The following is a 23,849-nucleotide window of genomic DNA, read 5'->3' as shown; positions in this document are numbered from 1 at the left end:
CTTGCGTATTTTCCCGTGAAATCCTAATCTCGAAAACAGTTGCTCGTGACTGTCGAGGGATTCTTATGATTGAAATGTCGATACGAAGGCCGGTGTTTGCCTGGGTCCTGATGTTTGCTCTTATTACGTTCGGTGCCATATGCCTGAATCGCATGGGCATCAGCCAGATGCCGGATGTGGATTTCCCAATCCTGAATATTTCTGTGAACTACGAAGGCGCGGCCCCTGAAGTGGTGGAGGCTGATCTTCTCTCACCTCTTGAAGAACGACTGCTGACCATCGAAGGGATCAAGGAAATGCGATCGAATGCCAGTCAGGGCATAGGCCGCATCACTCTGGAATTTGATATCGATCGGAACATTGATGTAGCCCTGCAGGAGGTGCAGTCGGCTATCAGTCAGTTCCGCATGCCGACAGGTGCGGATCCTGCTGTGATTCGTAAATCCAACCCGGAAGAGGATCCGATCCTCATAGTTTCCATCTATGGGAAGCAGGATTTTCGAGACATTCTCAATTGGACCAATAACTATCTTTTGGATCAGCTGCGATTTTTGCCCGGTGTGGGTGCGATCGACATCGGCGGCTTCAGTGAACGCAATCTCCGCGTCTGGTTCAATCCGCAAAAGCTTGCGGCCTATCAGCTGACGGTCAGCGATGTCGTCGATGCTTTGCGTTCCCAGCATTTGGAAAGTGCCGCGGGTCAATTTTCATCAGGCGATCGTGAGTTACGGGTGCGTTGGCTGGGAGAAGCCTCGGCGGTGGAAGAGGTCGGCGATATTCTCATTCTGCGCCGTGGCGGTCAGATCATTCACGGTTCGAATATCAAAATCAAGGATGTGGCCACGGTGGAAGATGGTCTGTCGGATATTCGGCGGATTGCCCGTTATGAAGGGCAACCGACGGTCAGTCTGCGGATCAGCAAGCAGCGTGGAACCAACGAAGTGGATGTGTCCAAAGCCATTCAAGACCGAATGAAGGAACTGTCCAAGGATTTCCCCGAGGGCATTGGCTATCGCGTGAACGTCGACTTCACCAAGTCCACACAAGCTACCGTGGAACTGACGATCGAAAAACTCTGGGTGGCCGGTCTCATCACGATTCTCGTGTGCTTTCTGTTCCTCGGCAGCTACCAGGCCGCACTTAATATTCTTTTTTCCATTCCGACGTCCATCGTGGGAACGTTTATTGTTTTATTCTTCTCAGGCTTTACACTGAACCTCTTTACGCTTTTGGCTTTAACCCTGTCCATTTCCATCGTGGTGGACGATGCCATCATGCTGCTCGAAAACATTATTCGACATTATCGCATGGGCAAGGGATCGGTCCGCGCTGCTGCGGAAGGCGCGCGAGAAGTCCTGCCTGCCGCGTCGGCTGCAACACTGGCCATGGTTGCGATCTTTTTGCCGGTCGTGTTTATGGAAGGCGTGATCGGTAAATTTTTCTTTCAATTCGGTGTGACCATTTCCGCTGCAGTTTTGATTTCCCTTTTGGAAGCGGTCACGATCACCCCGATGCGAGCCGCGGCGTTCTTACGAAATGAGCCCAAGATCGGCCGATTTGAAAAATTTATGGATGATATTTTCGAACGCCTGGGCCACTCCTATCAGTCGGTTTTGAGATTCACTCTGCGCTGGCGCTATGTGGTGATCCTCATTTCCATGGTGGGCTTTGTGCTGTCGCTGGGGCTGGTGAAAAAAATCCGGCAGGAATTCATCCCTCCCCAGGATCAGGACATCATACTGGTCAGTGGCCAGGCTCCCCCGGGCTCGTCGCTGGAACATACAGATCAACTGTCGAAGCAGCTGGAAGCTGTGCTCGATCAAATTCCCGAAGTGGAAGGCTATGTGGTTTCCGTCGGCGCCGGTGGCCCCAGCTCACAGATCAACCAGGTGACGCTGCCGACGCGTCTGATTCCCAAGGAAAAAAGAGAGAAGACGCATACCCAGATTATGGCCGACATGCGGGCGAAATTTCGTGAAGTCAAAGGCATACGCGTGAGCATGCGGGATATTTCCTCGCGCAACCTGAGCTCGGGACGGCAGAATCCCATTGGTTTGAGTCTGCGTGGGCCGGATCTGGCTGTTCTCGGTGCCAAGGCTCAGGAGCTGATTGACAAGCTGGAAGAGGAAAAGCTCGGGGTTGACCTGGATACCGATTATCGTGCGGGTATTCCTGAACTTCGCATTGAACCCAACCGTCAGGCCATGGCCGAGCGGGGCGTGTCGGTGGATGCCGTGGGCCAGGTGCTCAGCGCTGCGATCGGCGGTCTGCGTTCCGGCCGCTACACAGCGGAAGGTAAACGCTATGACGTGCGATTCAAATTACCAGACGACATGGTGAACTCGGCCGAAGATATCAAAAGACTCTATGTGCGTAACATCGCGGGTAACCTGATTCCTTTGCGTGAGCTGGTGAAGATTGAAGAAGGTCAGGCGTCGCAGTCCATCAGCCGCGTGAATCGGATGCGGGCGATTTCAGTCTACGGCAACCTGGGGCCGGGGCAATCCCAGGCTCGGGTCCTCCAGCGCGCGGAAGAGCTGGCCAAGGGCGTGCTGCCGCCTGGATATATCTTTGCCCTGGAAGGCGCTTCGGCCGGGTTCAATGAGGCTTTTGCGAGCCTTTATGGAGCTCTGCTGATCGGTATTCTGGTCGCTTATTTAATTCTCGCGGTGCAGTTTGATTCCTTCATCCATCCGATTTCGGTTTTGATGGCTCTGCCGTTCAGTGTCACGGGAGCTTTGATTGCCCTGTGGCTCACGGATCAATCGCTGAACCTCTTTTCCTTCATCGGTTTGATCGTGCTGATGGGGATTGCGAAAAAGAACAGTATTCTGCTCGTGGAATTTGCCAACCATGTGCGGCGGGAAAAAAATATTTCGGTGTTTGACGCCTTGCTCGAAGCGTCACCGGTTCGTTTGCGACCTATTGTCATGACCTCGGTCGCCACAGTCGCGGCCGCCACACCTCTGGTCCTGGGTGGTGGCATGGGCTCCGAAGCCCGCTTGCCTATGGGTCTGGCCATCATTGGCGGGACCATTGTGTCGACGATCCTGACTTTGTTCGTTGTGCCCGCAATTTATTTGCTGCTATCGAAACTTGAAAGCAAGAAACGTCACGAGGAGGCGACAGTTTCCGCGTAATCATTTCAGTGTTGCCTGCAGCGATCGACCCCGTTACTCTCATGGATCTTAAGTTGCGATAGAGACAACGATTCGGAGGTTTGAATGGGACTATGGGCTCGACTCGGCGTGATGACTGTTTTGATGGTTCAAGCCGCCCCGGCTTTGGCTTTCACCTATTTAATACACCCGTAAAGACTTCTACATGATTAACCCCGTCTTCCCCCATGACCCCAGATAGGCGAGTATCAGAGCGGGAGGTTGTCCATGAAAGAACTGTGGACGAAGGCCAATGCCTTCAGTTGGGCAACAGGACAGAATGCCTGGATCTATTGGGACGCCGCTAATTACTTCAAAGCCTTTATTGAAGCATGTTCCAACGCCACCCATGAAATTTTTATTACCGGCTGGGATATTCATAGCGAAACCAACCTGGCTCCTGATTGGGAAGGGACGTGGGTTCCACGGCGGTGGAGCCTAAGCCATTTTCTGATGGATCTGCTGAAAAGCAAGCCGGATCTACACATCTATCTGCTCTGCTGGGATTATGCGCCCATCTATCTGCTGGAACGCGAGAAGCTGCAGGCCCTACGCTTTGGCTGGTTCAGCCACGCCCGCATGCATTTTAAAATGGATGCCGCGCATCCTGTTGGGGCTTCCCAGCACCAAAAGTTTGTCGTGGTGGATCAAAGTTTCGCCTTCCTCGGCGGTCTGGATCTGACCATCCGTCGTTGGGATACCTGTGAACATTTGGCCAAACACCCCCTGCGCGTGGATCCTCAAGGTCAGTCTTATGGACCCTATCATGATATGCAGATCGGTTTTAACGGCTCGCTAGCCCGGCGCATGGCGGACCTTTTTTGTGAACGCTGGAAGCGCGCCACGGGTGGGGAGCTGGTCCTGAAATCCAACGAACGGGATTTCAAACCTCGTATGCTGCCTGGCATTTATGCGTTTGAAGACGTTTCAATGGCCTTATCGCAGACCGTGCCGTCGTTCCGCAACAATACACCCTCCTTTGAAATCGCTCAGCTTTATCAGGACTGCCTGGAGGCGGCGCAGCATCATGTGGTCCTCGAAAATCAATATTTGACCTCGCGGCATATCGTTGAAATCCTTTCCCGCGTCTTACAAAAAACAGTGGGCCCCGAGGTGGTGATCATCCTGCCCGAGCTGGCTGGCGGTTGGCTGGAGCAAAAAACCATGGGCCTGATGCAGGCTCAGGCTCTTTATACTCTCAAGCAGTCCGATACCCATGGACGGCTGCAGGTCTTTTTTCCTGCCCATCGGGAACTGGAGAAGACCAAACGCTATATTACCGTTCATAGCAAAGTGATGGTGGTGGACTCACATGTTATCTCGGTCGGATCGGCAAATTTAAATAACCGCTCGATGGGCTTTGACTCGGAAGTGAATGCCACTCTTCAGCTGCAGAAACCCTGTTACGGTTTTACCGCTCATCTGCTGTCCCATCACACCGAGGCCAAGGCCACCGAGATTGAAAGGCTTTTGGAACGGGGAGGTTCTCTGAAGGAGGCTATCGAGGTGCTGAACAGCACGTCGACCAACCGCTTTCTCCATGCATTTTCCATTCATTCCACGGGGCCCATGCTGCTGGATTCTGAACTGGTGGATGCCGAAAAGCCCAGCGTGCTGGAGGAGGGTATGGATCGATGGAGCCAGCTGATGCAAATCCTGTCGCGTCGACTTGGGCTTTCGTCACCGAAAGTGATGTTTGCCCTTGGCTTTGTGCTGCTGGGACTGTTCCTGTTCGGTCTTTATATGATTTCACGCAAATCGCCCATCGACTATTATCGTCTGCTGGCTTTTTTCCGTGGCACGGAGGAGGGTTCCTGGCTGCGTCACGGCCTAATCCCCTTGACGTTTGCCATTGGGGGCCTGTTCTTTGTTCCAATCAATATCATGATACTGGCCACGGCCGCGATCCTGCCCCTGGACCAGGCTGTGGCGCATATCGTGCTGGGCGTGGTCGCCAATGTCAGCACTTCGTATGTCGTGGGCCATGCCGCGGGGCGTTACTTTTTTCGACGTTTCTTTGGAGGCAAGGTTCGTAATATCCTAAGGCGGGTGGGCAATGGACACTTTTTAACACTGGTGGCGCTTCGTATCGTTCCCGTCGCTCCCAATTCCCTGATCAATTTAACGGCCGGGGTGGGGCATGTGCCGTTCCTGCGTTTTCTCGGGGCAACTCTTGTGGGAATGACGCCAGGTTTGCTCTTGCTCGTCGTGTTTCAAAAAAGTTTGTTCAGCGTTTTGGAAAAACCAGCGGTGGTGTCGGTCGTTCTTCTGGTGGCTCTGGTCGTGTTTGCCCTGCTGTTGGCCCAGTGGTCTTTGCGACGATTTTCGCACTATGGACGGTCATGAATATAAGGTCGGAGCCTATCAAGATCCTCAGTTATAACCTGCACCTGGGTTTAAGCGCCTTTCGCAAACGAGCGATCGAGGAACGCCTGATTCAGACAATCCTGCGCGAGCAGTGCGATATCGTGATGCTCCAGGAACTTTGGATTCCGGAGGATGCCGTCATCCTCTCGTTTCTGGATCATTTGCAGGAAGAGCTCGAACACCGCATCTGCGGCCCAACCGTCAAGTTCGCGACTGGAATTCAAGGCAATGGGCTACTGAGCTGCTTTCCCATTTTAAAGTGGCGCAACCAGACCCTGCTGGAGTCGAGCAAGAATCAGCCCCGAGCGATTTTACATGCGGACGTCCAGATGGACGATGGCGGACAACTGGCTCTCATCTGCACCCATTTTGGTTTGACTCATCGGGAGCGGCTGGAGCATGCGCGCGAGCTGGCCGAATACATTCATGAGCACGTGCCTCGGGAAAGGCCTCTGATCGTGGCCGGCGATTTCAACGATTGGCCCTGCAAGCTCAGTCGCTTCTTTCTGCGTGAACTTGGGCTGGCCGAAATCTTCAAGTCGACTCTCGGCCGACATCAGAGGACATTTCCCGCGATTCTGCCCATGTTCTGCCTCGACCGCATTTATGCGCGAGGCTTTACGGTCCAGGACGCACGGGTGGTCCATGAAGCCGGCTGGTTCGGGAGTTCGGATCATCTGCCGTTGGCCTCCACTCTGATTTTACAGGCGGCACCGTCGGTTTCCCCTCACGCCCTTGAATCGTTTTCACCGATCCCTGATCCATCTCGATCACCTGATCGCAAAGTCCCAGGGTTTCCAGGCGATGGGCGATAATGAGAACGGTCCTGTCGTGGCATTCCTCGGCTATGGTTTTCTGAATCAAAGCATCCGTCGCGACATCGACGCTCGCGGTTGCCTCGTCCATAACGATGATGCGCGTATCGAGCAGCAGCGCTCGCGCCAGACAGAGCAGCTGCCGTTGACCCTGACTGAAATTGGACCCATTTTCCTTGACCTCGGCGAGCAGACCACCGCCCAGATTTTCGACCCAGACCCCCAGGTGAGCCCGCCGCAGAGCCTGCAGAATGCGTGCGTCATCATACTGCTGGAAGCGATCCAGGTTACTGCGCAGGGTGCCCTGAAAGAGTATGGGATCCTGCGGAATAATCGCCAGAGATGAACGCAGACGATCCAAGGGAATGGTTCGCGCATCGACGCCATCGATCAGCACGCGACCTTCCGTGGTTTCAATAAAGCGAAACAGAATTTGAAAGATCGTGCTCTTGCCCGCTCCGGTCCGGCCGATAATTCCGACCTTCTGTCCCGCCGGGACGATGAGGTTGCAGTTTTTTAGCACCAAAGGCAGACCAGGTGCATAGCGAGCCGACACGTTTTCCAAACGTATTTCGCCCTGACGAGGCCAATGGGTTTCTGTGGGCAAAGCCGGAGTCAGGGTCACGTCGTGTTCCGCGTCCAGATTTTGAAAGTGCTGCAGACGTTCCACACCGATAAGATTGGATTCCACCATGGTGAACGCTCGAATGGCGTTATTGAGATATTCCCAAAGCCGCAGAGTATAAACCAGGGCGAGCCCGGTCACGCCCGGTGAAATCTGTCCCGAACGGGCCAGCGCCAGAATCATGACAACAAGGCCAAACGAAATCAAACCTCCGAGCAAGGGAATGCGCGAGGAGAACCAACGGTTGAAGAGGATCACACCGTAAAACATCGACTGAAAATGGGTCAGCACACCGCGGTAACGTTCGGTGAAACTGTCCATTTGCTGATGGGCCCGAATCACGGATGTATTCTGCAGTGTTTCCTTAAAGAAGGCAAAGCGTGGTGAACGTGCCATCGACATCAGACGCTGCGCATCACGGCTCGCATAACGATATTTCTTTTGAAAGACATAGTAACCATAAAGGGCTGGGGCGATCGCCAGCAGCAACCACGGAATGGCTATGGCCAAAAACAAGAGGGCCGCAAGAGCATGAAAAATGGGCACCAGCGTGCGTTCCAGATTGGTTGCCACTTCGCGTTCCACCGAATCCACATCACGGGAAAAACGATTCAGAATGCGGCCAATCGGAGTCCGATCAAAGAACCGCAGAGGGGCTTTCAAAACGGCGGCAAATGCAGCATCGTGAAGCTGGGCACCAGCTTTAAGTGCGCGACCCAACCACAGGAGTTGGTGCATGACCGCGGCTATGACCGCCAAAAGTCCTAGTCCGCCCCAAAGCAGAAGGGCATGATTGGACTCATAAAGGGATGTGGGCCAAAGACTTAAAATCCAGGGTGTCTGGGCACCAGGTCCTGACTGATGACTGGCCCAGTAAGCCAGCCAACCGTTTTGCAAAAGAGGAATGCCGACCGTTAAAACACTGGCGGTGGCCAGCTGGGCCGCTACCATCCAACGGCCTGGGCCACGAGGCCCCAGCAGAGCCCGACCGTAATCCTTATACACTTTGAATTGAACCGCGCCTGACGCTCGGTCCTCGTCATCGGTCAGCTTCACAAATTCAGCCGCCGCGGATGTGTCGCCAACGGCTCCAGATTTGCCCTGCTCGGCGTGTTGGGCTTCTTCCAAAGCCTCACGATCCACGCGGTTATAAAAGTTCTGAAAGGCTTCGCAACGCGCCAGGAGTTCCGATAAAGGTGCTGCATCCACAACGGTTCCGTTTTGCAGGAACACCACCTTATCAAAGCGATGCAGATGATGCAGACGATGGGTCACGACCACCCGAGTGGAGTTTTGCCAAAGACCAAAGAGCAGCCGTTCCACCAGCTTGTCTTCGGTATCGAAATCCACGGCCGACAAGGGGTCATCCAGCAGCAAAAGCCCTGGTTTTAAAAGGGCCGCTCGTGCGAGGTTAACCCTCTGCTTTTGGCCTCCGGAAAGATTAATACCCTGCTCGCCGATTTCCGCATGAAGACCACCAGCCAGGCGCTGCAGATCAAAATCAAGACAGGTCGCATGAATGACCTGATCGAGCCAGGCAGGGTCCTGAAGCGTCTGGCCCAGCAGAATATTGTCCTGCACACTGCCGTTGACGATAAAGGCTTCCTGAGGGACGTAGGCCAGGTGAGGCTGGGATCCATCAGGCAAGGCGGTCCAGGTCGCACGTCCCGAAATCCCCGGCACTTCACCCAGGAGTCCAAGCAGAAGGCTGGTTTTACCCGAACCCACCGGTCCCACAACCGCCACGGATTCACCGGGCTTGAGATGGAGCTGGATATTGGTCAGCACCGGCTGAGGCGCATCTTCGAATTGGTAGGAAGCGTTCTGCCAATGCACACCAACCGGCCCTTCAAACAGTGGACCTGGAATGGGTTCAGGTAATATTGCCGTGCGCAGGAACGAAGCCATGCGATCGGCACTGACGCGTGCCGAGGCCAGGGCGGCAATCATATCGGTTAAACTGCCAACCATGCTATCGAGCAGGCCAAATAAAGTTAAACAGGCAAAGATGGTCGCCGCATCCAGTGTTCGACCCAGATATGTGGCCGAAAGAAAGGAGACGAGACCCACCAGAAGACTGCCGGCAAAATAAACAAAAAGCGAGACAGCAGCATTATGAAACAGGCGGCGACGGGCGGAGATTTCATGCGAGCGGATGGCTTTAACTTCTTTTAGCATCTGGGATTCCCAGGCAAAATACTTCACAATGCGCATGCCGGCGAGCATCTGAGCCACGAGGGAAACCCGGCGATCGCGCTGACTCATCAATTCATCGTCGAGTTTGACAAAACGTTGAATGACTTTGCGGCTGAGCGGCACAATCAGTAGCAAGGTGGCAAGACCGGCCAGGCCCGCCCAGCCGAGCAGGTTGATCAGCATGATCGCAGCGCCGAGGATAATAACGGAGCGCACCACGATTTCGACAATCTCAAACAAGGCGAAACCGATGAGATCGGAGTCGGTGCCCATCAGGTTGACGATATCACCGGTGGGCCTTCCCTGACGTGAGGAGCGGGTCATGCGCAGGGCATGATGATAGATGCGCATGTTGAGTCCACTGACCACGCGCTGGAGCATCTTGAGGCAAATGTGAAAGGAATGATGCTGCAGGATCCCGGTGAGGGCACCGCTGATGCAAAGCAGGAGTCCCGCCAGCAAACCCATGCGCAAGGACGCCTGGCCGGTAGCCGCGAGATTCACATACTGAACCAGCTGGTAGACCAGCATCGGTGTGGCCAGGCTGCAGGCCGCATAGGCCATGCCGAGGCTCAGGGACTTCCACATTTCCCGCCGAACTATCCAGAGCATCCGCCGAATGAGCTGGATACCGGTGCTGACGTTGAAGGTCAGAAAATCCGGCGGCAGTTGCCGTGGATCACTGAGGCTCGGGAGTGGCGGCATGTCGTCTGGCTGAAGACTGCGTTGGGCTGCCAGCCGGATAATAGGTGTGGCCTGCAGAAACAGCAGCGATCGCAGCCAGCTATAAATAACGTTCAACATAGGATCATCCATCTGCGAGAGTGAGTCGCGCCTCTCGATTGCAAAAGAGGTGTGAAGGTTTTCTGTTCCAAGTTTTATGCCAGGGCTGCAGTTGAGTAAAGTCGCAGATTTAGGGAGGAATTTCGGAGAAAGGAGGACCGGATCGGGACGTCTGTCCCGGATCAGACCGCGTGTCTAGCCCTGTAAAGCCAGCCGTAATCGCCGAAAACCTTCCTGCATACTCACCGCGGGTTGATAGCCCAGTTCCTCGCGGGCCGCACGGGTGTTGTACCAGTGTGCGGTACTCATCTGCCTCGCTGCAAAGCGGGTCAGAACAGGTTCATTCTTAAGACGCAGCAGACGGTAAAATATTTCAAGAGTGGCGCCCAAACCATAGGCGATGCCAGCGGAAATACGCCTGGTCACCTGGGGGAGGCCGGCGGCCTGCAGAATGGAGTTGATAATGTTTTCGAGCGGCATGGGTTCATCGTTGGTGATGAAGTAGACCTTGCCATCGATAGGGGAACCTTTCTGCAGGCGATCATAGGCACAGAGATGAGCCTGGACGGCATTGTCGATATAGACCGCATCCACTTTCTTGCCGGCTGGCCCAATCAGGCGCAAACGCCCCTTGCGGGCTCGATCGAGCAGGCGCGGGATAATGTGGTTGTCACCAGGCCCCCAAATCAAGTGCGGCCTGAGCGAGACGGTGGCAAGGTCAGAACCCGCGGCAGCCAGCACCATTTTTTCAGCCAAGGCTTTGGTGGCCGGATAAGCCGCCATATAATGCGTGGGAAGGGGATTGCTTTCGTCAATGCCTTCCTGATCGGTTCCGCCAAATGTGATCGAAGGCGAACTCGTATAGATCAGGCGCGGAATGCTCAGGGCCCGGCAGGCCAGAAGCACGTTCTGGGTGCCGATCACATTGGCTTTATAGTAATCCGCATAATCACCCCAGACACCAGCTTTGGCGGCAACGTGGAAAACTGTGGTGCAGCCGCGTGCCGCTTCCTTGACGATAGCTGGATCGGCCAGATCCCCTTGAAAGCAACGCACACCCATTTTTTCCAGCTCGGGATACCGGCTGCGATTCAGGGTGTGAATCTCATGACCGCGTGCGATCAGTTGGTGGATGAGGGCCTTTCCAAGAAAGCCGCCCCCACCGGTGACAAGGATTTTTTCCGCCATTGCGCTTCCGCCCATGATTTCAATTTCTCTCTGAAGATTTTCGCATTGTGCCTGATATCGACCGGAAAGCTCTCGTGCGTTAAAAACAACTTGATATTGCGGGTGTACTCGTGAGCTTCGCCCATTTTTTTCAACTCGATAAAGAGTTTGTCCTCTTCATCCCGGGTTAAACGGCGCTTGGGTTCCACGCAGAGCAAAGGTTTTTCCGAGCCGCGTGTCCCAAGGCCCACCAAAGCTGTGCGTGCGACCAGTGGATGTTTGTTGAACACACCCTCGCAGTTGATGGTGAAGAGGTCTCCATCCTGGGTCTGCACGCGATGGGCTTTCCGACCGCAGAACCAAAGGCGACCCTGATCGTCGATGTAGCCCAGATCGCCCATGCGGTGCCAGATATGGCCGGTATTGGGGTCATGAATCTTTGCCAGTTGATTGGCGGCTTCCCTTTGATAATAACGAGTCGTCACCTGATCCCCGGTCACCACCACTTCACCGATGACGCCGGCTGGTAATTCCAAATCAGCTTTCCAGATTTGAATCGGAACATCACTGATTTTGATAATCCGCACGTCCGTCCCCGGTACGATCGTTCCCACGCAAATGCCGAAACCCATCTCGGTCAGCGTGCTGGTTTCTTTGAGAATCGTTCGACTCTCGGCGATGGCGACAGGGAGTGACTCTGTGGCGCCATACGGCGTATACAGCATGCAGGTTTCATCCACCAAAAGGCGGAACTGAGCAATCACAGCAGCAGGGACCGGGGCGCCGGCGGATATCACACGACGCAAGCTCGGGAAATGCCATTGCCGTTCCACGCCGTAGTTGGCCACAGCTTTAATCAGAGCGGGGGAGCCAAACATATTATTGATGCCAAAATTATGAATGGCTTCGGCAATTTTTTCAGGATCAACTTCGGCCGGGCGGGTGAAATCCATTTCAGGAATCACAGCGCTCATCCCCAAGGCGGGAGCAAAAAGAGCAAAGAGTGGGAAGGTGCAGAGATCGCGTTCACCCGGCTGGATGCCGAGCGTTTCCTTGAGCAGTCGCACCTGGGCCAGGAAATTGCCGTGCGTGTAAACCGCTCCCTTGGGAGCACCGGTACTGCCTGATGTAAAAAGGATGGCTGCGACTTCCTGCTCACCGGCTGGTTCCAGCGGGAGTTGATGAAATCGGTCACCGGCTTTTTCCAGATCGCGCAGGCTGATGCCACCGAAGTAAGCCCGGCGGCTGATCGAAACCTTGCGCTTCCAACCCCCGCCCTTCCAGCGAAAGAGAATGCGAGCCGCGTGCGCGGCTGGAATACCGACAAAGGCTTCCGCCTCGGATTCGGAGAGGCAGCGCCGCATGCTGCGAAGGCCTATGCCTGGATCAATCAAAACCGGGACGGCCTTGGTTTTGAAGAGAGCGAACGTGGTGATGAAAAATTCCAAGGACGGCTTGACGAGAAAGGCCGTCCGCATGCCGCTTTTGATGCCATAGGCCATCAAACCCCGGGCCATGCGACTGCTGGCCTCATCCAGTTGCTGATAGGTCAGCCGCGTGTAGGCGACACGACCGAAGGCATCACGTCCGGAAGGGAAAGCAACGGCTTCCTGATAAGGATGCGCCTCGGCCATGAGGCTGAGGGTGTGGGCAATATTATAGTCCATGCGATTCCCTCGGGCTCCGGGCCAGCTGCATTAAATGGGATGGCGTTTCAGGAAATCCCGCATCAGGCTGATCGCTTCATCACCCAAATCTTCCAGAATATAATGTCCAGCATCCGGAAAGCTGTGATACTCCGCCTGTGGCAGACGCTTCTGCCATTCCGCCAGGAAATGGCGGTCAAACACGAAGTCGCGCTCGCCCCAGATAATCTGAAACGGAATATTCTTAAACTGGTCAAGATGTTGGTTGGTATATTCCACGAGTTGCCAGGACGGATGTTTGGCATTCAAAGGAATATCCTGAACAAACCGATGGACGGCGATCCGCTGCTGCCAGGTATTGTAAGGCAAACGATAGAGCTGACGCAGACTCTTCGGCAAACGATGGCGTTGACAGCAGATCCAGCTCGCCGTGAAGGCAAAGGCATTCAATCCGCGAATGAGGAGCGCGCCCAGGAGCGGCGTGCGACTGAGTGTCAGGGCCAAAGGAAAGCCTTTGCTTTTCGGCAGTGGAAAGCCGGAGCTGTTCATCAGGATAATGCGTTTGATGAGCTCGGGATTGCGCGCGGCAAAAGCCAAACCGATCATACCGCCCCAATCATGAAGGACCAGCGTGATATTCTTGAGGTTCAGCTGGGTGACCAGCGCCTCGATATCGCGTACGCGCTGCTCCAGCCGATAACTGTATTGGCGGTCATCGGGTTTATCCGAGAAGCCGCAACCGATGTGGTCAGGTACGACCAGCCGGTATTGACCGCGAAACTGCTTGATCAGATTGCGGTAGTAGAATGACCAAGTGGGATTGCCGTGCAAGGCCAGCAGCACTTCGCCAGCACCTTCGTCGAGATAGTGCATGCGCTGGCGGCTCACCTCGGTGAAGCGGCTTTGAAAAGGATAATACTGCCGTAGAACTTCCGTGCTTGCTACCATTCGAGCCCCAGCATGAGACAATTCAGGCCGCTGCCGATACCAAGCCAGCCGACCTGATCGTTGGGTAAAAGAAATCCACCTTCATCCGCCATCGCTGCTGTCAACGGCAGGGAAACGGTGCCCATGTTGCCAAGCATCGGGAAGGTCGTATAGTCCTTGTTATCAGCAATGCCCAGCGCATTCAAAACCGACTTGCGATGGCTCTGGCCCACCTGGTGCGAAATGATTTTATCCACCCGCTCATTGCGCCAGCCCAATTCCAAAAGAAGGGCCTGCCAGGTTTTTAAACCGAGCGTTACGCCGTGCTTCATCACGTTAATGGCATCAGTGATCATGAATTGTTCAAAGACGGTTTGCCTCAGACGCTTGACGCCCCAACGGCAAAGATCATGATGCTGATGATCATTGCGCATCACTCCACCCAGCAGTCGGTGCGAGCGGCCCAGGGTCGGTTCGTTACTCAGGACCACCGCAGCGGCACCTGAACCACCGGTGAAGGTCGCTATGCTATCACGGAAATGGGGCATGTCCGGATTCTGCAAAAGATGCTGCAGGGAATCTTCATTCACTTCGCGGGCCGATTCACACGACACCACCACACCAATTCTCGCCTGGCCCAGTTCGATGCGGTTGGCGATATCAATCATGCCGTTCATCACACCCAGACAGGCGTTGCTGATATCATAAACAGCGGCATCGGGTTTCAAGCCCAATTCACTCGCAATACGACAGGCCGTAGCGGGTTCAAAAAAATCGCGGCAGACGCCGGCATAAATCAGCACATCCACATCGCTGCCTTGGAGGCCAAGACCATCCAGAGCCTTCTGCGCCGCGAGGATCGCACCGTCGGAAACTTTAAAATGGCGAGGCCACCACCGACGTTCACGAATACCGGTGATCGCTTCCAACTGCCCAAGGGGCAATTTGATCGCCTGATAAACGGGACGCAGGGCCTCTTCGAGGGATCGAGTGGAAACGACTTCCTGGGGGAGTTCGTAGCCAATCGCATTAACGAAAACCTTCTGATATCGCATCGACAACCTGGAACCTGGAGCAAAGCTCGGTTTATGAAGAGCTGCAGAGTCCCACGGACTTTAAAAACAGCTCAGGGATCGTAGCAAGGCAGCTGGACCCATGGCTAGCGTAAAACTCTGGGGAAACGACCAGATCGAAGGTCATTTTGACGTTATTTGGGTTCATAAGCATAAATAGATCGGTTTAGGTAGGTAAATTTGACTTGTTTGGTGCCAGATGGACTGAGGTACAACGATTCCCAGCTGGGGTTAAGCGTGGGAATCGTTGTACCAAAAGGTCACTAGGGATAGGGTCTGCTTACAGACTCTTCAGACATTCGTTGACTCGCTGCCGGCGCTCGTCATCCGTGGTCGCTGGCGGCGGGGGAGCGCGATCCGCATAGTACGTGTAACAACCCGTGGTGATGCCGAAGCCTTCCTGCAATTTCTCGCAGTTCACGCCGCTTACGGGTTTAATCCACTGGACAGCCATGCGGTTGCCGTCACTCGACTGACCACAGCTGATGAGTTTGGCGCCAGCTGCATAATCCTTCTGGAGCGTTTCTGTCAGAAGGTTGAGTTCCTTTAATTTTCCCTGCAGCGTTTCCCAATCACAGCTGAAAGCGGCCTTGGGCATGGCGACACAGGTTTTTGATTCAAAATGCCAGGTCTTGCCGGAATCGATGCATTCCTTGACAGCACCCGAGAACGCGAAAATCACGCGGTCACCTTCCACGCAACTGTCGATGCCAGGGCCCGTTGGGGCTGGTGGCGCTTCAACCGCGGGCGTATCGCTCACGACGGCGTTCGCGTCATCCTCTGCGGATTTTCCCGAAAAGCTTTTTTGCTGGGTACAGGACATCGCAATCAGTGTCAGCCAAATCAAATGTTTCACTTGTGACCTCCGGGTACTATTCTCTTAGCAAATGCTTGGCCATATCAGAATTCTCTAAAATTTCTGGATTTCAGACCCCTGAGCCCCCTTGGGACCTGTCGAGGAAAAACAGAGGCGCTTCATCGGTACGACTTATCTTTCAGTTATTTACGGCTTTTTTCACCAAAGTCTAAAGCCTGATATGCAAGGAACTCCATCGTTGATGGCATTTTTTGTCTAAGTATTGGATAATTATAAGTTATTTTTACACCTGTACGTGCAGGAAAGAAGGCAAAAGCTGGATAATTACCGGGGGCTACCCAGGGTGTTGCAAAACCGGGGCCGCGACTCCAGGCGCAATTGCAGCCCTTTTGCATCGACTGCCGTTGGGGCCCCACCCACGGAACGGGGCTTGCTATGTTTGGCAGTGAACACATGAACAAGCGGGAGCAATTTATGGTCACACATCTTCAAGCAGCAGTATTGTTGGGAGCCTTGACGCTAGCGTCGTGTAAAAGTGATTCTTCATTTAAAGCTGGTGTGGCCACCGAAACTCCTGTGGCTGCACAGCTTCCGGAGGTCACCCCTGTTGTTGACGAAGCCAACTCCAGAGGGGAAACCCCAGCCGCCTTTGACGAGCTGGGAAGTTTGACAGACAAGTTTAAAGTTTCTCTTAAGGTCGATGTGGTGTTTGCGATCGACACGAGTGCCAGCATGGACGATGAATTGATCGCCACACAAAATAACCTGCAGAAACTGATTACGACCTTGAACGATGGGAAATTGGATTCGCGCATTCACCTGCTGGTGGAGCAGCCACTCACGCTCCCGGCCGGAACGGATCCGAATAAAGTAGCTCGCATCGAGCAGCGGGTGGATTCCGCCGATGCCATCAGTCGCTTGAATGCCCTGTTCACCGGTCTTTACGCGGCGAACTATCTTACGATCGATAACCTGCCGATGGCGACACCGATGCCGTTTCGCAAGGACGCCAACCTTGAGGTCGTCGTGATTACGGATGACAATGGATCCGGTGAAGGCAACCTGGCTGTGGATTTTGATCCGACCAAGACGCTTAAGGCGACGTTTAACGGGATTATTGGTCTGCCGACTTCGGTCGCAAGCGATACATGTCAGGTTGCGAATGTGGGCAATGAGTATATCACCCTTGCCACGCAGTCGAAGGGCTCCACTCTGGATATTTGCAGCGCCGATTGGTCGGGACTCATCACCAGGCTTTCCAATGATATGGTCAAGCGCAGTGTGACGTTCAGTCTGGGTAAAAAGCCGGTGAATCCCAAAAATATTCTGGTGACGCTGGATAAGCAGAAGATGGCTTCCACCGACTGGGCTTATGATGACAAGACCAATGCCGTGACCCTGGTGAAAACCACCGCTGTGAAGGATGGTTCGGAACTGACTCTGAATTACAATCCGGCCATGTAAACCAAGTAGGGACAATCATGCTTTCGCGCATGAGTGTCCCCGCACCAAGATTATCGAGCCGGAATGGTGCGACCTGGGGTTTTGTTCAAAACACCAAAGGCTGTTGACCTAATCCGGAGTCTATTAACAAAACGAACGACCGCCGATAATATTGCAGAAAAAATTCAAAAACCCGGCTTTTTCTTGCTGGGCAGCAATTTCCCGTTCAAAACTTAAGCCAAATGCCGAGCCCAGAGAGAACCCTTGAAAGGATTTTCTCGTGCTCTTCATCAGGCTCATGGCCGCGCTCGCCATTTGGCTTCTTCCCAAGCCAGCGTTGGCGTATTTGAGCAAGGACGTGCAGCTGGAAAATCTTTCCTATCGGCTCTTTGCTACAGTCGACCCGGATTGTCAGTATCCATTGGAAGAATCAGGGATCGAGCGTCTCCAGATGCAGCTTGAAACCAGTCCCTTGATCACTACCATGAACTTTCGTGGCTGCTTTGCCGCAGTCTTCGACGTCGAGGTTCGTCAAGCCGGGACTTTTTCGTTTATCAACAACGGGTATGTTCAGAAAGTGGCTGTCGTCAAGGACGGCAACTATAAGGAAGCCTATGCGTTCTATGAAAACGATGCGGTCGTCGCCGACCTGGAACTTGCGCCCGGTCACTACCGGATCTATAGCGCCGGGAAAGGGCTGGGACAGATGACGGCGAACCGCTGGGGGCTGGGCAATGCTCCTTATTGGGTTCAACCGAGTGCCCAGTATCATCATTCTTCGTTTTTGATAACGGCCCTGCGCGGGATCTGTCTGGGTGTGCTCGGTATCATGGCGGTTTTCTTCCTGTTCATGACGCGGGAAAATAACCGGGTTTTTCTGATTTATGGGACGTTTATCATGATCAATATCCTGTTCACGGAATCGATGCGCAGCCTGGCGGCGGAGCTGTTGGGCTTCCGTGGTGGGCAGTATTACTTTGCGGAATGGAAATTGGTCGCGCAGCTCATGGGGACGCTGGGCCAGCTGGTCATGGGAATCTTCTTTGCGGCCTTCTATGAAGTTAAGAAGCGCCATCCGCGCTACTATCGCGTTTTCCTCGTCCAATACGCGCTGATCCTGCTCGAAATTCCTATCGTTCTTCTCCAGGTCCCCTACGGTTATGTGTATACCGCTACCGTTATCCTGACCGGAACCATGACCTTGCTGGCCATGGCCCTTTGGTTCTCCATCAAGCGCGGAGGCATCTACCATCTGATGCTGATCGGTTACGGCATCATGTTGAGCGGAACTCAGTATTTTGTCATGACAGCCATGGGCCTTGTCGAAATGAACAATATCTGGGGACGCGATGTGCATCTGATTGGATCCACGATTGAAGTGATCTTGTTTTCGATAGCCACATCCCTTAAACTCAATAACAAATTTGCAAAGCAGAAAAAAGAAAACGATCACGTCCTGCAGCAGCTGCAAAAAATCGTGTATCCGCATCAGCTGCAGAAGATTCGCGAAGGCTCGTCTCTGGAACAGACTATGCCGACCGGTAAAACGGAAGCCTGCGTCATGGCTTTTGACATTATTGGGAGTTCGCGTATTCAGCATGAAAAGGTCAAGGATTTCGTGGAGCGTGCGATCGAGCTTTGCATCGCGAATATGTATGAGCGCTACGATGCCGAACGTCTCGCTGCGGACGCGTACCGCATCAAGGTGGTAGGGGATGGGTTTCTGTGCTCCATTGGTTTTCCTTTTCGGACACCTGATTCCATCCCTGTCGGGGAAGCGGCCGTTCGCCTGGCCATGCGTATGGTCCAGACCTTCAGGCAGGTGGAGAAGGAATTCAATTACCATGAACCGATTTATTGCGCCATTGGCCTCGCCCATGGATCGATCGAAGCCTATTACCCGCAGATCGGTACCAAGGAATATGACCTGTATGGATCGGCGATCGTCCTGGCCACTCGCTACGAGCAGCTGCGCAAACAGCTTTTCTCACCCGAAAATGCCAATTACATCATTCTGCACGAGCGGGTCTATGAAACGCTTGGGCAGGATCTGCAGGGTTCATTTGCATGTATTGACCTCGTGAAGAGACAGATTCGAGTGCGTGATGACGACCAGGCGCAGAGAGTTTATGTCTGGCAAAGTTCTGAACGTCAAGAGGCACAAAGTGTAGCTTGAGTCTGATGCGCCGCCGACCGAAAGTAAATCCTGAGGGGGATCAATTATGAAATACCGTGGAATGATATCGTATGCTGCCACCGCTCTCGTGCTGATGACGACGGCCTGTGGTCGCGCTTCATTTCAAAGCATCGGTCCGGGTCCTGAATCCGAACGTACGGAAGAGGAAGCGGCCGTAAATCCCGGCGCTGGAACGCAGCCTTCTGGTGATGATGCGGTGAATGGGAACGGCGATCGTCTGCCCCAGAACCCAGGATCCGATCAGCCGAACAATCCTATCGCTATTGTCAATCGTGCCCCGGTCCTCAACTGCCCCGCGCAGCTGACCCTCGGTGTGGGAGAATGGGTGCGAGCCAACCTGTGTCGGGCCACCGACCCGGATAACGATGTCGTGACGTTCACCGCCGGCCGAACCAACTGCCTGGGTTATCGAGTCAGTAGTCTCGGTTATGTCGATGGCCGTGTTGGAAATGAAAGCTGTGACCTCGTCATCACCGTCAGCGATGGCAAGCTGGAAGCCAGTGCTTCGATTCGCATCGATGGCCAGCAGTGGAATCAGACCATCGGCGGCGATCACGCAGCGCCTCGGGGGTTCTTCAATGAATCTGATGGCGCCCTGGCTATTTTTAATTGGCAGCTGACGCAGCCGCACAGTCTTGTGTCCTTGGCCTTCAGCGATGACAAAGGTGAATTGATGGCCTGGGATGGCCGCAGCTCCCAGTTGCCACGCGGCAAGGTCATCCAGAACTTCGCCAACTGTCATCCTCTGACCCGTTCGGCGACCACGGGTCCGCTCTCGATGACGACCGCCGGCAACTGCGGGATCAATCTTGCAGCCGTCTTGAGTGAGCGTGTGCCTGCCGCCAAACCCTGGGAAAAACGCTTTCTACGCTTTGCCGCCTCGAACGGGATGAAACCTGGGGACACCTTTATGTCCCCCATTCGAACGGTTGCCAACGTTCCGGACGGCATGACCTTTGTCGATGCTGAAGAGTGGCCTCAGGCGGATTTCCCCACCAACAAATTTGCATTCTGCAATGGCGAAGCGCAAGGCAGTACACGCCGCAACTGTCGCTATGATTTTGCGATCGATCGTTATGAAGTTTCCGCAGCGGTTTCGGCGACAGCCCCGGTTGATCCGCTGGATTATGATGCTGTGAAGAGCCCCTTGGTTCGCGAAGATCATCAGGCCAGCAGCAGCCTGGCCGACTCGTTTGAAACACACTGTGCCGATTATCCTTGCCGCGTGGATCTCAGTTCGCGCGTGGATACCACCCGCACGGTTACTCAGGCCAATGGTTCCAAGGTGGAATGGGTCGCAGCCAAGCAGCTTTGTCTGAACCGCAGTTATGATTATGAATTTGGGGCCTGGACCAAGCTGGATGATTTGAAGGCGGAAGACCGGTTTACGCAGAAGACGCCCACGCCGTTGCGAAAATTCCACTTGCTGATGGACAGCGAATTCATGGTCGCTTCATGGCAGACTCCGGATACGTCGTCCCTTTGTCAAAGTGAAGGTCGTCACCTGTCGGGTGATCCACTGTGGGCCGGCTGCCGGTCCTATTTTGGTGTGCACGATCTTTTCGGAAATCGCAATGAAATGACCGATGATATCCTGACAACGGAAACCAATCGCATCTACACGCGTCTCTCGCTGTACAACACACAGGATGAGATGAGCCAGCCGGTGCCTTTGATCGGTGACGGATCAGATTCCATTTTCTATGCGAATAGCTGGGACCTTTCCGCCATGCTGCCTTCCCTGGTGAGCACGACGGCGAGCCCCACCACTCTGGGTCAAGGTGATACATTTATCTGGAACACCCAGTTTGCATTGCCTTATGCCCTCACGCGCGGCGGTGGCGAAACATTTTTCTATGTCGGGCTGAATCAAAGAGAGGCGATAGGCCGTTACTTCATTGAAGCTGGATTGCCGCTGCACCTTGAATCTCGCGGCGATGGCTGGATGGGTGATTCCGGGCTGCGTTGCGCGCTGCATCCACCGCAGCGATTGCTGAGCAAGCGCTTTGTGAGTTTCATGACATCATCGACTCATACGGCAGACCTCGGCGGACTGAGCGGTGCGGATAGCATCTGCAATGCCAGGGCCCAGGAAGCTGGCTATACCGAGCCCTTCACGGCTTTACTTTCGGACGCGAACACCGATGCCCGCACACGGATCACGATCAATGGCCCCGTTTACAGCACCCGTGGTCAGCTGATTGCAGAGAACGCGACGGAATTCTGGGACCAGAGCTGGAAGATGAGTCCTTATTATGATGAAAAGGGCGATCTGGTGAAGTCGGTGCGTGAAATCTGGACGGGGAGTCAGCGCGTGTCCGGAACGGTTGGCTGGAAAACCGATGGCGCAGGGACCGCAGGTTCATGGACCAGTGGCGACCGGGCCCTTTATCCCAACGTGATGTTCGGCAAGATCTTTACCGATGCCGACGGTTCGCGGGCCTGGCTCGATACACGGCGCTTTGGTGATTTTGCCGGTGCCGCGAACAGCAGCAAACGTATTCTTTGTGTCAGTCGTTCAGCTTTCTAATCCCTCTTTATGGGCGGCAGGGTTTTCCATCCTGCCGTCAAACCCAGTCAACCTCCCGTATAAAATACCCTTTCATTTGTTGTTGGCAATTCACTGAAGGCGATGGGATAATGCCCCAAACTTCTGGAGAGCCGTTCATGATCGAACTGATCAAAGTTAAAGTTACGGAAAGCAATTTTCACGAGGATCTCTTGCCTGGTCGGGAAATCGAATTGAATCTGGCTCACGTTCGCTTTGTTGTGCATGATCAGGATTCCACGCTGCTTTTCTTTCAAAACGATGACTGTTTGCGCGTCAAACCCAGACTCGAACTCAATCGTTATAATCGCCCGGCCACGCGCAGTAACGATGTCAGTCCAACACTCTGAATAACTCTCTCTCATTTTTATGGCGCGCCAGTTCGCGCCTGTTCGTCATCGCGGTCCGGGAAAATTTGAGGGGACGCGCGAAAAGTCATCGCTTACGACGCAAAATCGTCATAAAAAACTGCTTTCGTCGTGACGAGCTCATCACTCCGGTCTGACAGGGGACGCGAGGCGTATAAGGATTTCCAGGATGGACACCGATCAAAGTTTTCGCAACCAATTGCGTCACATCGAAAGCGACCTGGCCTGGACGCGTCCTGATGGTCGGAAGGCCTTTGTGCCCGGTCTGAAGCTCAGTGATTTTGGCGATCCTGGATTCTGCCTTGAGCACAAGCTGCGCCTGCCCTATATGGCGGGTGCCATGGCGCATGGGATTGCCAGTGTCGATCTGGTGGTGGCCCTGGCGGAACAGGGGATGCTGGGGGCTTATGGAGCCGCCGGTTTACCTTTGGAGCGCGTCGCCGCTGCCATTGATGAGTTGAAAGAGCGACTGGGTTCGCAGACCTTTGCGGTGAACTTTATTCACAGCCCGCAGGAGCCGGTCCTTGAACAAAAACTGGCGCAGCTGCTCATTGATAAGGACGTCCGTCTGGTCGAAGCTTCGGCGTTTATGCGGCTGAGCAAAGCGCTGGTTTATTATCGCGTGAAAGGCCTTCGGCAGAACGAAGCCGGTGCGATCGAGGCGCGACATCATATTATAGCTAAGGTCTCGCGTGTGGAGGTGGCTCGGCAGTTTTGGGCGCCACCCCCGCCGACCCTTTTGGATCAGCTTCTGAAAGAAGGCCTCATCACTTCCGAAGAGCGCCAGCTTGCAAGTCAATTGCCTATGGCGGTGGACCTGACCGTCGAAGCCGACTCAGGCGGTCACACCGATAACCGTCCGCTGGTGACTCTGATGCCCCAGATGCTGGCGCTGAAAGAGCAGATGGAAACGGCTCATGCCTGGCCTATGCGTTTGCGGGTAGGAGCGGCGGGTGGCATTGCTACGCCTCATGCTGTGCTCGCGGCGTTTGCGATGGGAGCCGCGTATGTTGTGACCGGCACGATCAATCAAGCCTGTGTTGAGTCCGGGACCAGCGCTGTGGTCCGCGAAATGCTGGCGGAAACCCAGCAGGGTGACATTATGATGGCGCCAGCGGCGGACATGTTTGAAATGGGTGTGAAGGTTCAGGTCCTGAAACGTGGGACGATGTTTGCCATGCGTGCCCAGCGACTTTACGAAATTTATCGCCAGTATGCTGGTTTGGATCAGATTCCTGACAAGGATCGGCAGGTCCTGGAAGACAGCTTCTTTCGACAGAGCCTGGAATCGGCCTGGGAAAGCACGGAGGCTTATTTCCAAACCCGTGATCCGCACCAGATCGCACGGGCGGCCCGCGATCCTAAACATAAAATGTCTCTTCTCTTCCGCTCCTATCTGGGGCAGGCTTCTCATTGGGCGACCCAGGGCCATGCTGAGCGCAGGATCGATTACCAGATTTGGTGCGGTCCGGCGATGCCAGCCTTCAACGATTGGGTCCGCGGTTCCTGTCTGCAGGCACCGACTGAACGCCGAGCTGTGAGCGTTGCCTGGAATCTTTTGTATCATGCGGCTGTGTTGCAGCGCGTCCAGTTCGCAGCACTTCAGGGTCGTTTTCTGTCGACGCAGGATGACCTTCTGCGGCCGGTACCAGATGCGGAATTGCAGCAACGTCTGCAAGGTGCGATTTAATTCGAGCAAAAAACTCACGCTGCTCTAGA

Annotated in this window: 13 protein-coding genes and 1 pseudogene; 8 read left to right on the top strand and 6 right to left on the bottom strand. The window is 54.3% G+C overall.

From position 1 onward, the window contains the following. The first annotated feature begins 65 nt into the window (after positions 1–65). The 3 genes and pseudogenes from VE954_RS17515 to VE954_RS17505 form a co-directional block, all read left to right on the top strand. Entirely contained in the window at positions 66–3,140 is a 3,075-nt protein-coding gene (locus tag VE954_RS17515; protein WP_324955072.1) for an efflux RND transporter permease subunit, read from the top strand. 246 nt (positions 3,141–3,386) lie between these two features. After that, complete coding sequence (locus tag VE954_RS17510; RefSeq protein WP_324955069.1) at positions 3,387–5,504, top strand: VTT domain-containing protein; 2,118 nt, start codon at positions 3,387–3,389, stop codon at positions 5,502–5,504. Next, a pseudogene (locus tag VE954_RS17505) lies at positions 5,501–6,142 on the top strand (endonuclease/exonuclease/phosphatase family protein); the annotation flags it as partial. The gene VE954_RS17510 and the pseudogene VE954_RS17505, both read left to right, overlap by 4 nt. Position 6,143: 1 nt before the next feature. Here the strand turns inward: VE954_RS17505 and VE954_RS17500 are convergent. The 6 genes from VE954_RS17500 to VE954_RS17475 form a co-directional block, all read right to left on the bottom strand. Continuing rightward, on the bottom strand, positions 6,144–9,965 hold the full coding sequence (locus VE954_RS17500) for an ABC transporter transmembrane domain-containing protein (protein ID WP_324955067.1): 3,822 nt from the start codon (positions 9,963–9,965) through the stop codon (positions 6,144–6,146). A 174-nt stretch (positions 9,966–10,139) separates the two neighbouring features. Further along, positions 10,140–11,132, bottom strand: a complete 993-nt coding sequence (locus VE954_RS17495) for an NAD-dependent epimerase/dehydratase family protein (RefSeq protein ID WP_324955065.1) — start codon at positions 11,130–11,132, stop codon at positions 10,140–10,142. Beyond that, entirely contained in the window at positions 11,066–12,778 is a 1,713-nt protein-coding gene (locus VE954_RS17490; protein ID WP_324955063.1) for a fatty acid CoA ligase family protein, read from the bottom strand. The genes VE954_RS17495 and VE954_RS17490 overlap by 67 nt, the downstream gene beginning before the upstream one ends. A 30-nt stretch (positions 12,779–12,808) precedes the next feature. After that, the gene (locus tag VE954_RS17485) at positions 12,809–13,705 is read right to left on the bottom strand and encodes an alpha/beta fold hydrolase (RefSeq protein ID WP_324955061.1); all 897 of its coding nucleotides are present in this window, start codon (positions 13,703–13,705) and stop codon (positions 12,809–12,811) included. Beyond that, positions 13,699–14,739, bottom strand: a complete 1,041-nt coding sequence (locus tag VE954_RS17480) for a 3-oxoacyl-ACP synthase III (RefSeq protein ID WP_324955059.1) — start codon at positions 14,737–14,739, stop codon at positions 13,699–13,701. Before VE954_RS17480 ends, VE954_RS17485 begins: the two co-directional genes overlap by 7 nt. 298 nt (positions 14,740–15,037) lie before the next feature. After that, the gene (locus VE954_RS17475; RefSeq protein WP_324955058.1) at positions 15,038–15,613 is read right to left on the bottom strand and encodes a hypothetical protein; all 576 of its coding nucleotides are present in this window, start codon (positions 15,611–15,613) and stop codon (positions 15,038–15,040) included. A 435-nt stretch (positions 15,614–16,048) separates the two neighbouring features. Between VE954_RS17475 and VE954_RS17470 the strand changes: the two genes are divergently transcribed. From VE954_RS17470 to VE954_RS17450, 5 genes are all read left to right on the top strand, one after another. Continuing rightward, positions 16,049–17,038, top strand: a complete 990-nt coding sequence (locus VE954_RS17470) for a hypothetical protein (protein ID WP_324955056.1) — start codon at positions 16,049–16,051, stop codon at positions 17,036–17,038. 259 nt (positions 17,039–17,297) lie between these two features. Continuing rightward, complete coding sequence (locus tag VE954_RS17465) at positions 17,298–19,193, top strand: adenylate/guanylate cyclase domain-containing protein (RefSeq protein ID WP_324955054.1); 1,896 nt, start codon at positions 17,298–17,300, stop codon at positions 19,191–19,193. Between the two features lie 46 nt (positions 19,194–19,239). Next, on the top strand, positions 19,240–21,744 hold the full coding sequence (locus tag VE954_RS17460; RefSeq protein WP_324955052.1) for a hypothetical protein: 2,505 nt from the start codon (positions 19,240–19,242) through the stop codon (positions 21,742–21,744). Between the two features lie 137 nt (positions 21,745–21,881). Continuing rightward, positions 21,882–22,112, top strand: coding sequence for a hypothetical protein (locus VE954_RS17455; protein WP_324955050.1), 231 nt, complete (start codon positions 21,882–21,884; stop codon positions 22,110–22,112). 187 nt (positions 22,113–22,299) lie between these two features. Continuing rightward, on the top strand, positions 22,300–23,820 hold the full coding sequence (locus VE954_RS17450; protein WP_324955049.1) for a PfaD family polyunsaturated fatty acid/polyketide biosynthesis protein: 1,521 nt from the start codon (positions 22,300–22,302) through the stop codon (positions 23,818–23,820). The last annotated feature ends 29 nt before the right edge of the window (positions 23,821–23,849 follow it).

Origin of the sequence: Oligoflexus sp. (assembly GCF_035638955.1) — a bacterium.
Lineage (GTDB): Bacteria > Bdellovibrionota_B > Oligoflexia > Oligoflexales > Oligoflexaceae > Oligoflexus.
This window is presented reverse-complemented; position numbering and strand designations above follow the sequence as displayed.

Bases quoted from the DNA above. Each gene is read 5' to 3' on its own strand.
- VE954_RS17515 (WP_324955072.1), top strand. From the start codon at position 66: ATGATTGAAATGTCGATACGAAGGCCGGTGTTTGCCTGGGTCCTGATG.
- VE954_RS17510 (WP_324955069.1), top strand. From the start codon at position 3,387: ATGAAAGAACTGTGGACGAAGGCCAATGCCTTCAGTTGGGCAACAGGA.
- VE954_RS17500 (WP_324955067.1), bottom strand. From the start codon at position 9,965: ATGTTGAACGTTATTTATAGCTGGCTGCGATCGCTGCTGTTTCTGCAG.
- VE954_RS17495 (WP_324955065.1), bottom strand. From the start codon at position 11,132: ATGGCGGAAAAAATCCTTGTCACCGGTGGGGGCGGCTTTCTTGGAAAG.
- VE954_RS17490 (WP_324955063.1), bottom strand. From the start codon at position 12,778: ATGGACTATAATATTGCCCACACCCTCAGCCTCATGGCCGAGGCGCAT.
- VE954_RS17485 (WP_324955061.1), bottom strand. From the start codon at position 13,705: ATGGTAGCAAGCACGGAAGTTCTACGGCAGTATTATCCTTTTCAAAGC.
- VE954_RS17480 (WP_324955059.1), bottom strand. From the start codon at position 14,739: ATGCGATATCAGAAGGTTTTCGTTAATGCGATTGGCTACGAACTCCCC.
- VE954_RS17470 (WP_324955056.1), top strand. From the start codon at position 16,049: ATGGTCACACATCTTCAAGCAGCAGTATTGTTGGGAGCCTTGACGCTA.
- VE954_RS17460 (WP_324955052.1), top strand. From the start codon at position 19,240: ATGAAATACCGTGGAATGATATCGTATGCTGCCACCGCTCTCGTGCTG.
- VE954_RS17455 (WP_324955050.1), top strand. From the start codon at position 21,882: ATGATCGAACTGATCAAAGTTAAAGTTACGGAAAGCAATTTTCACGAG.
- VE954_RS17450 (WP_324955049.1), top strand. From the start codon at position 22,300: ATGGACACCGATCAAAGTTTTCGCAACCAATTGCGTCACATCGAAAGC.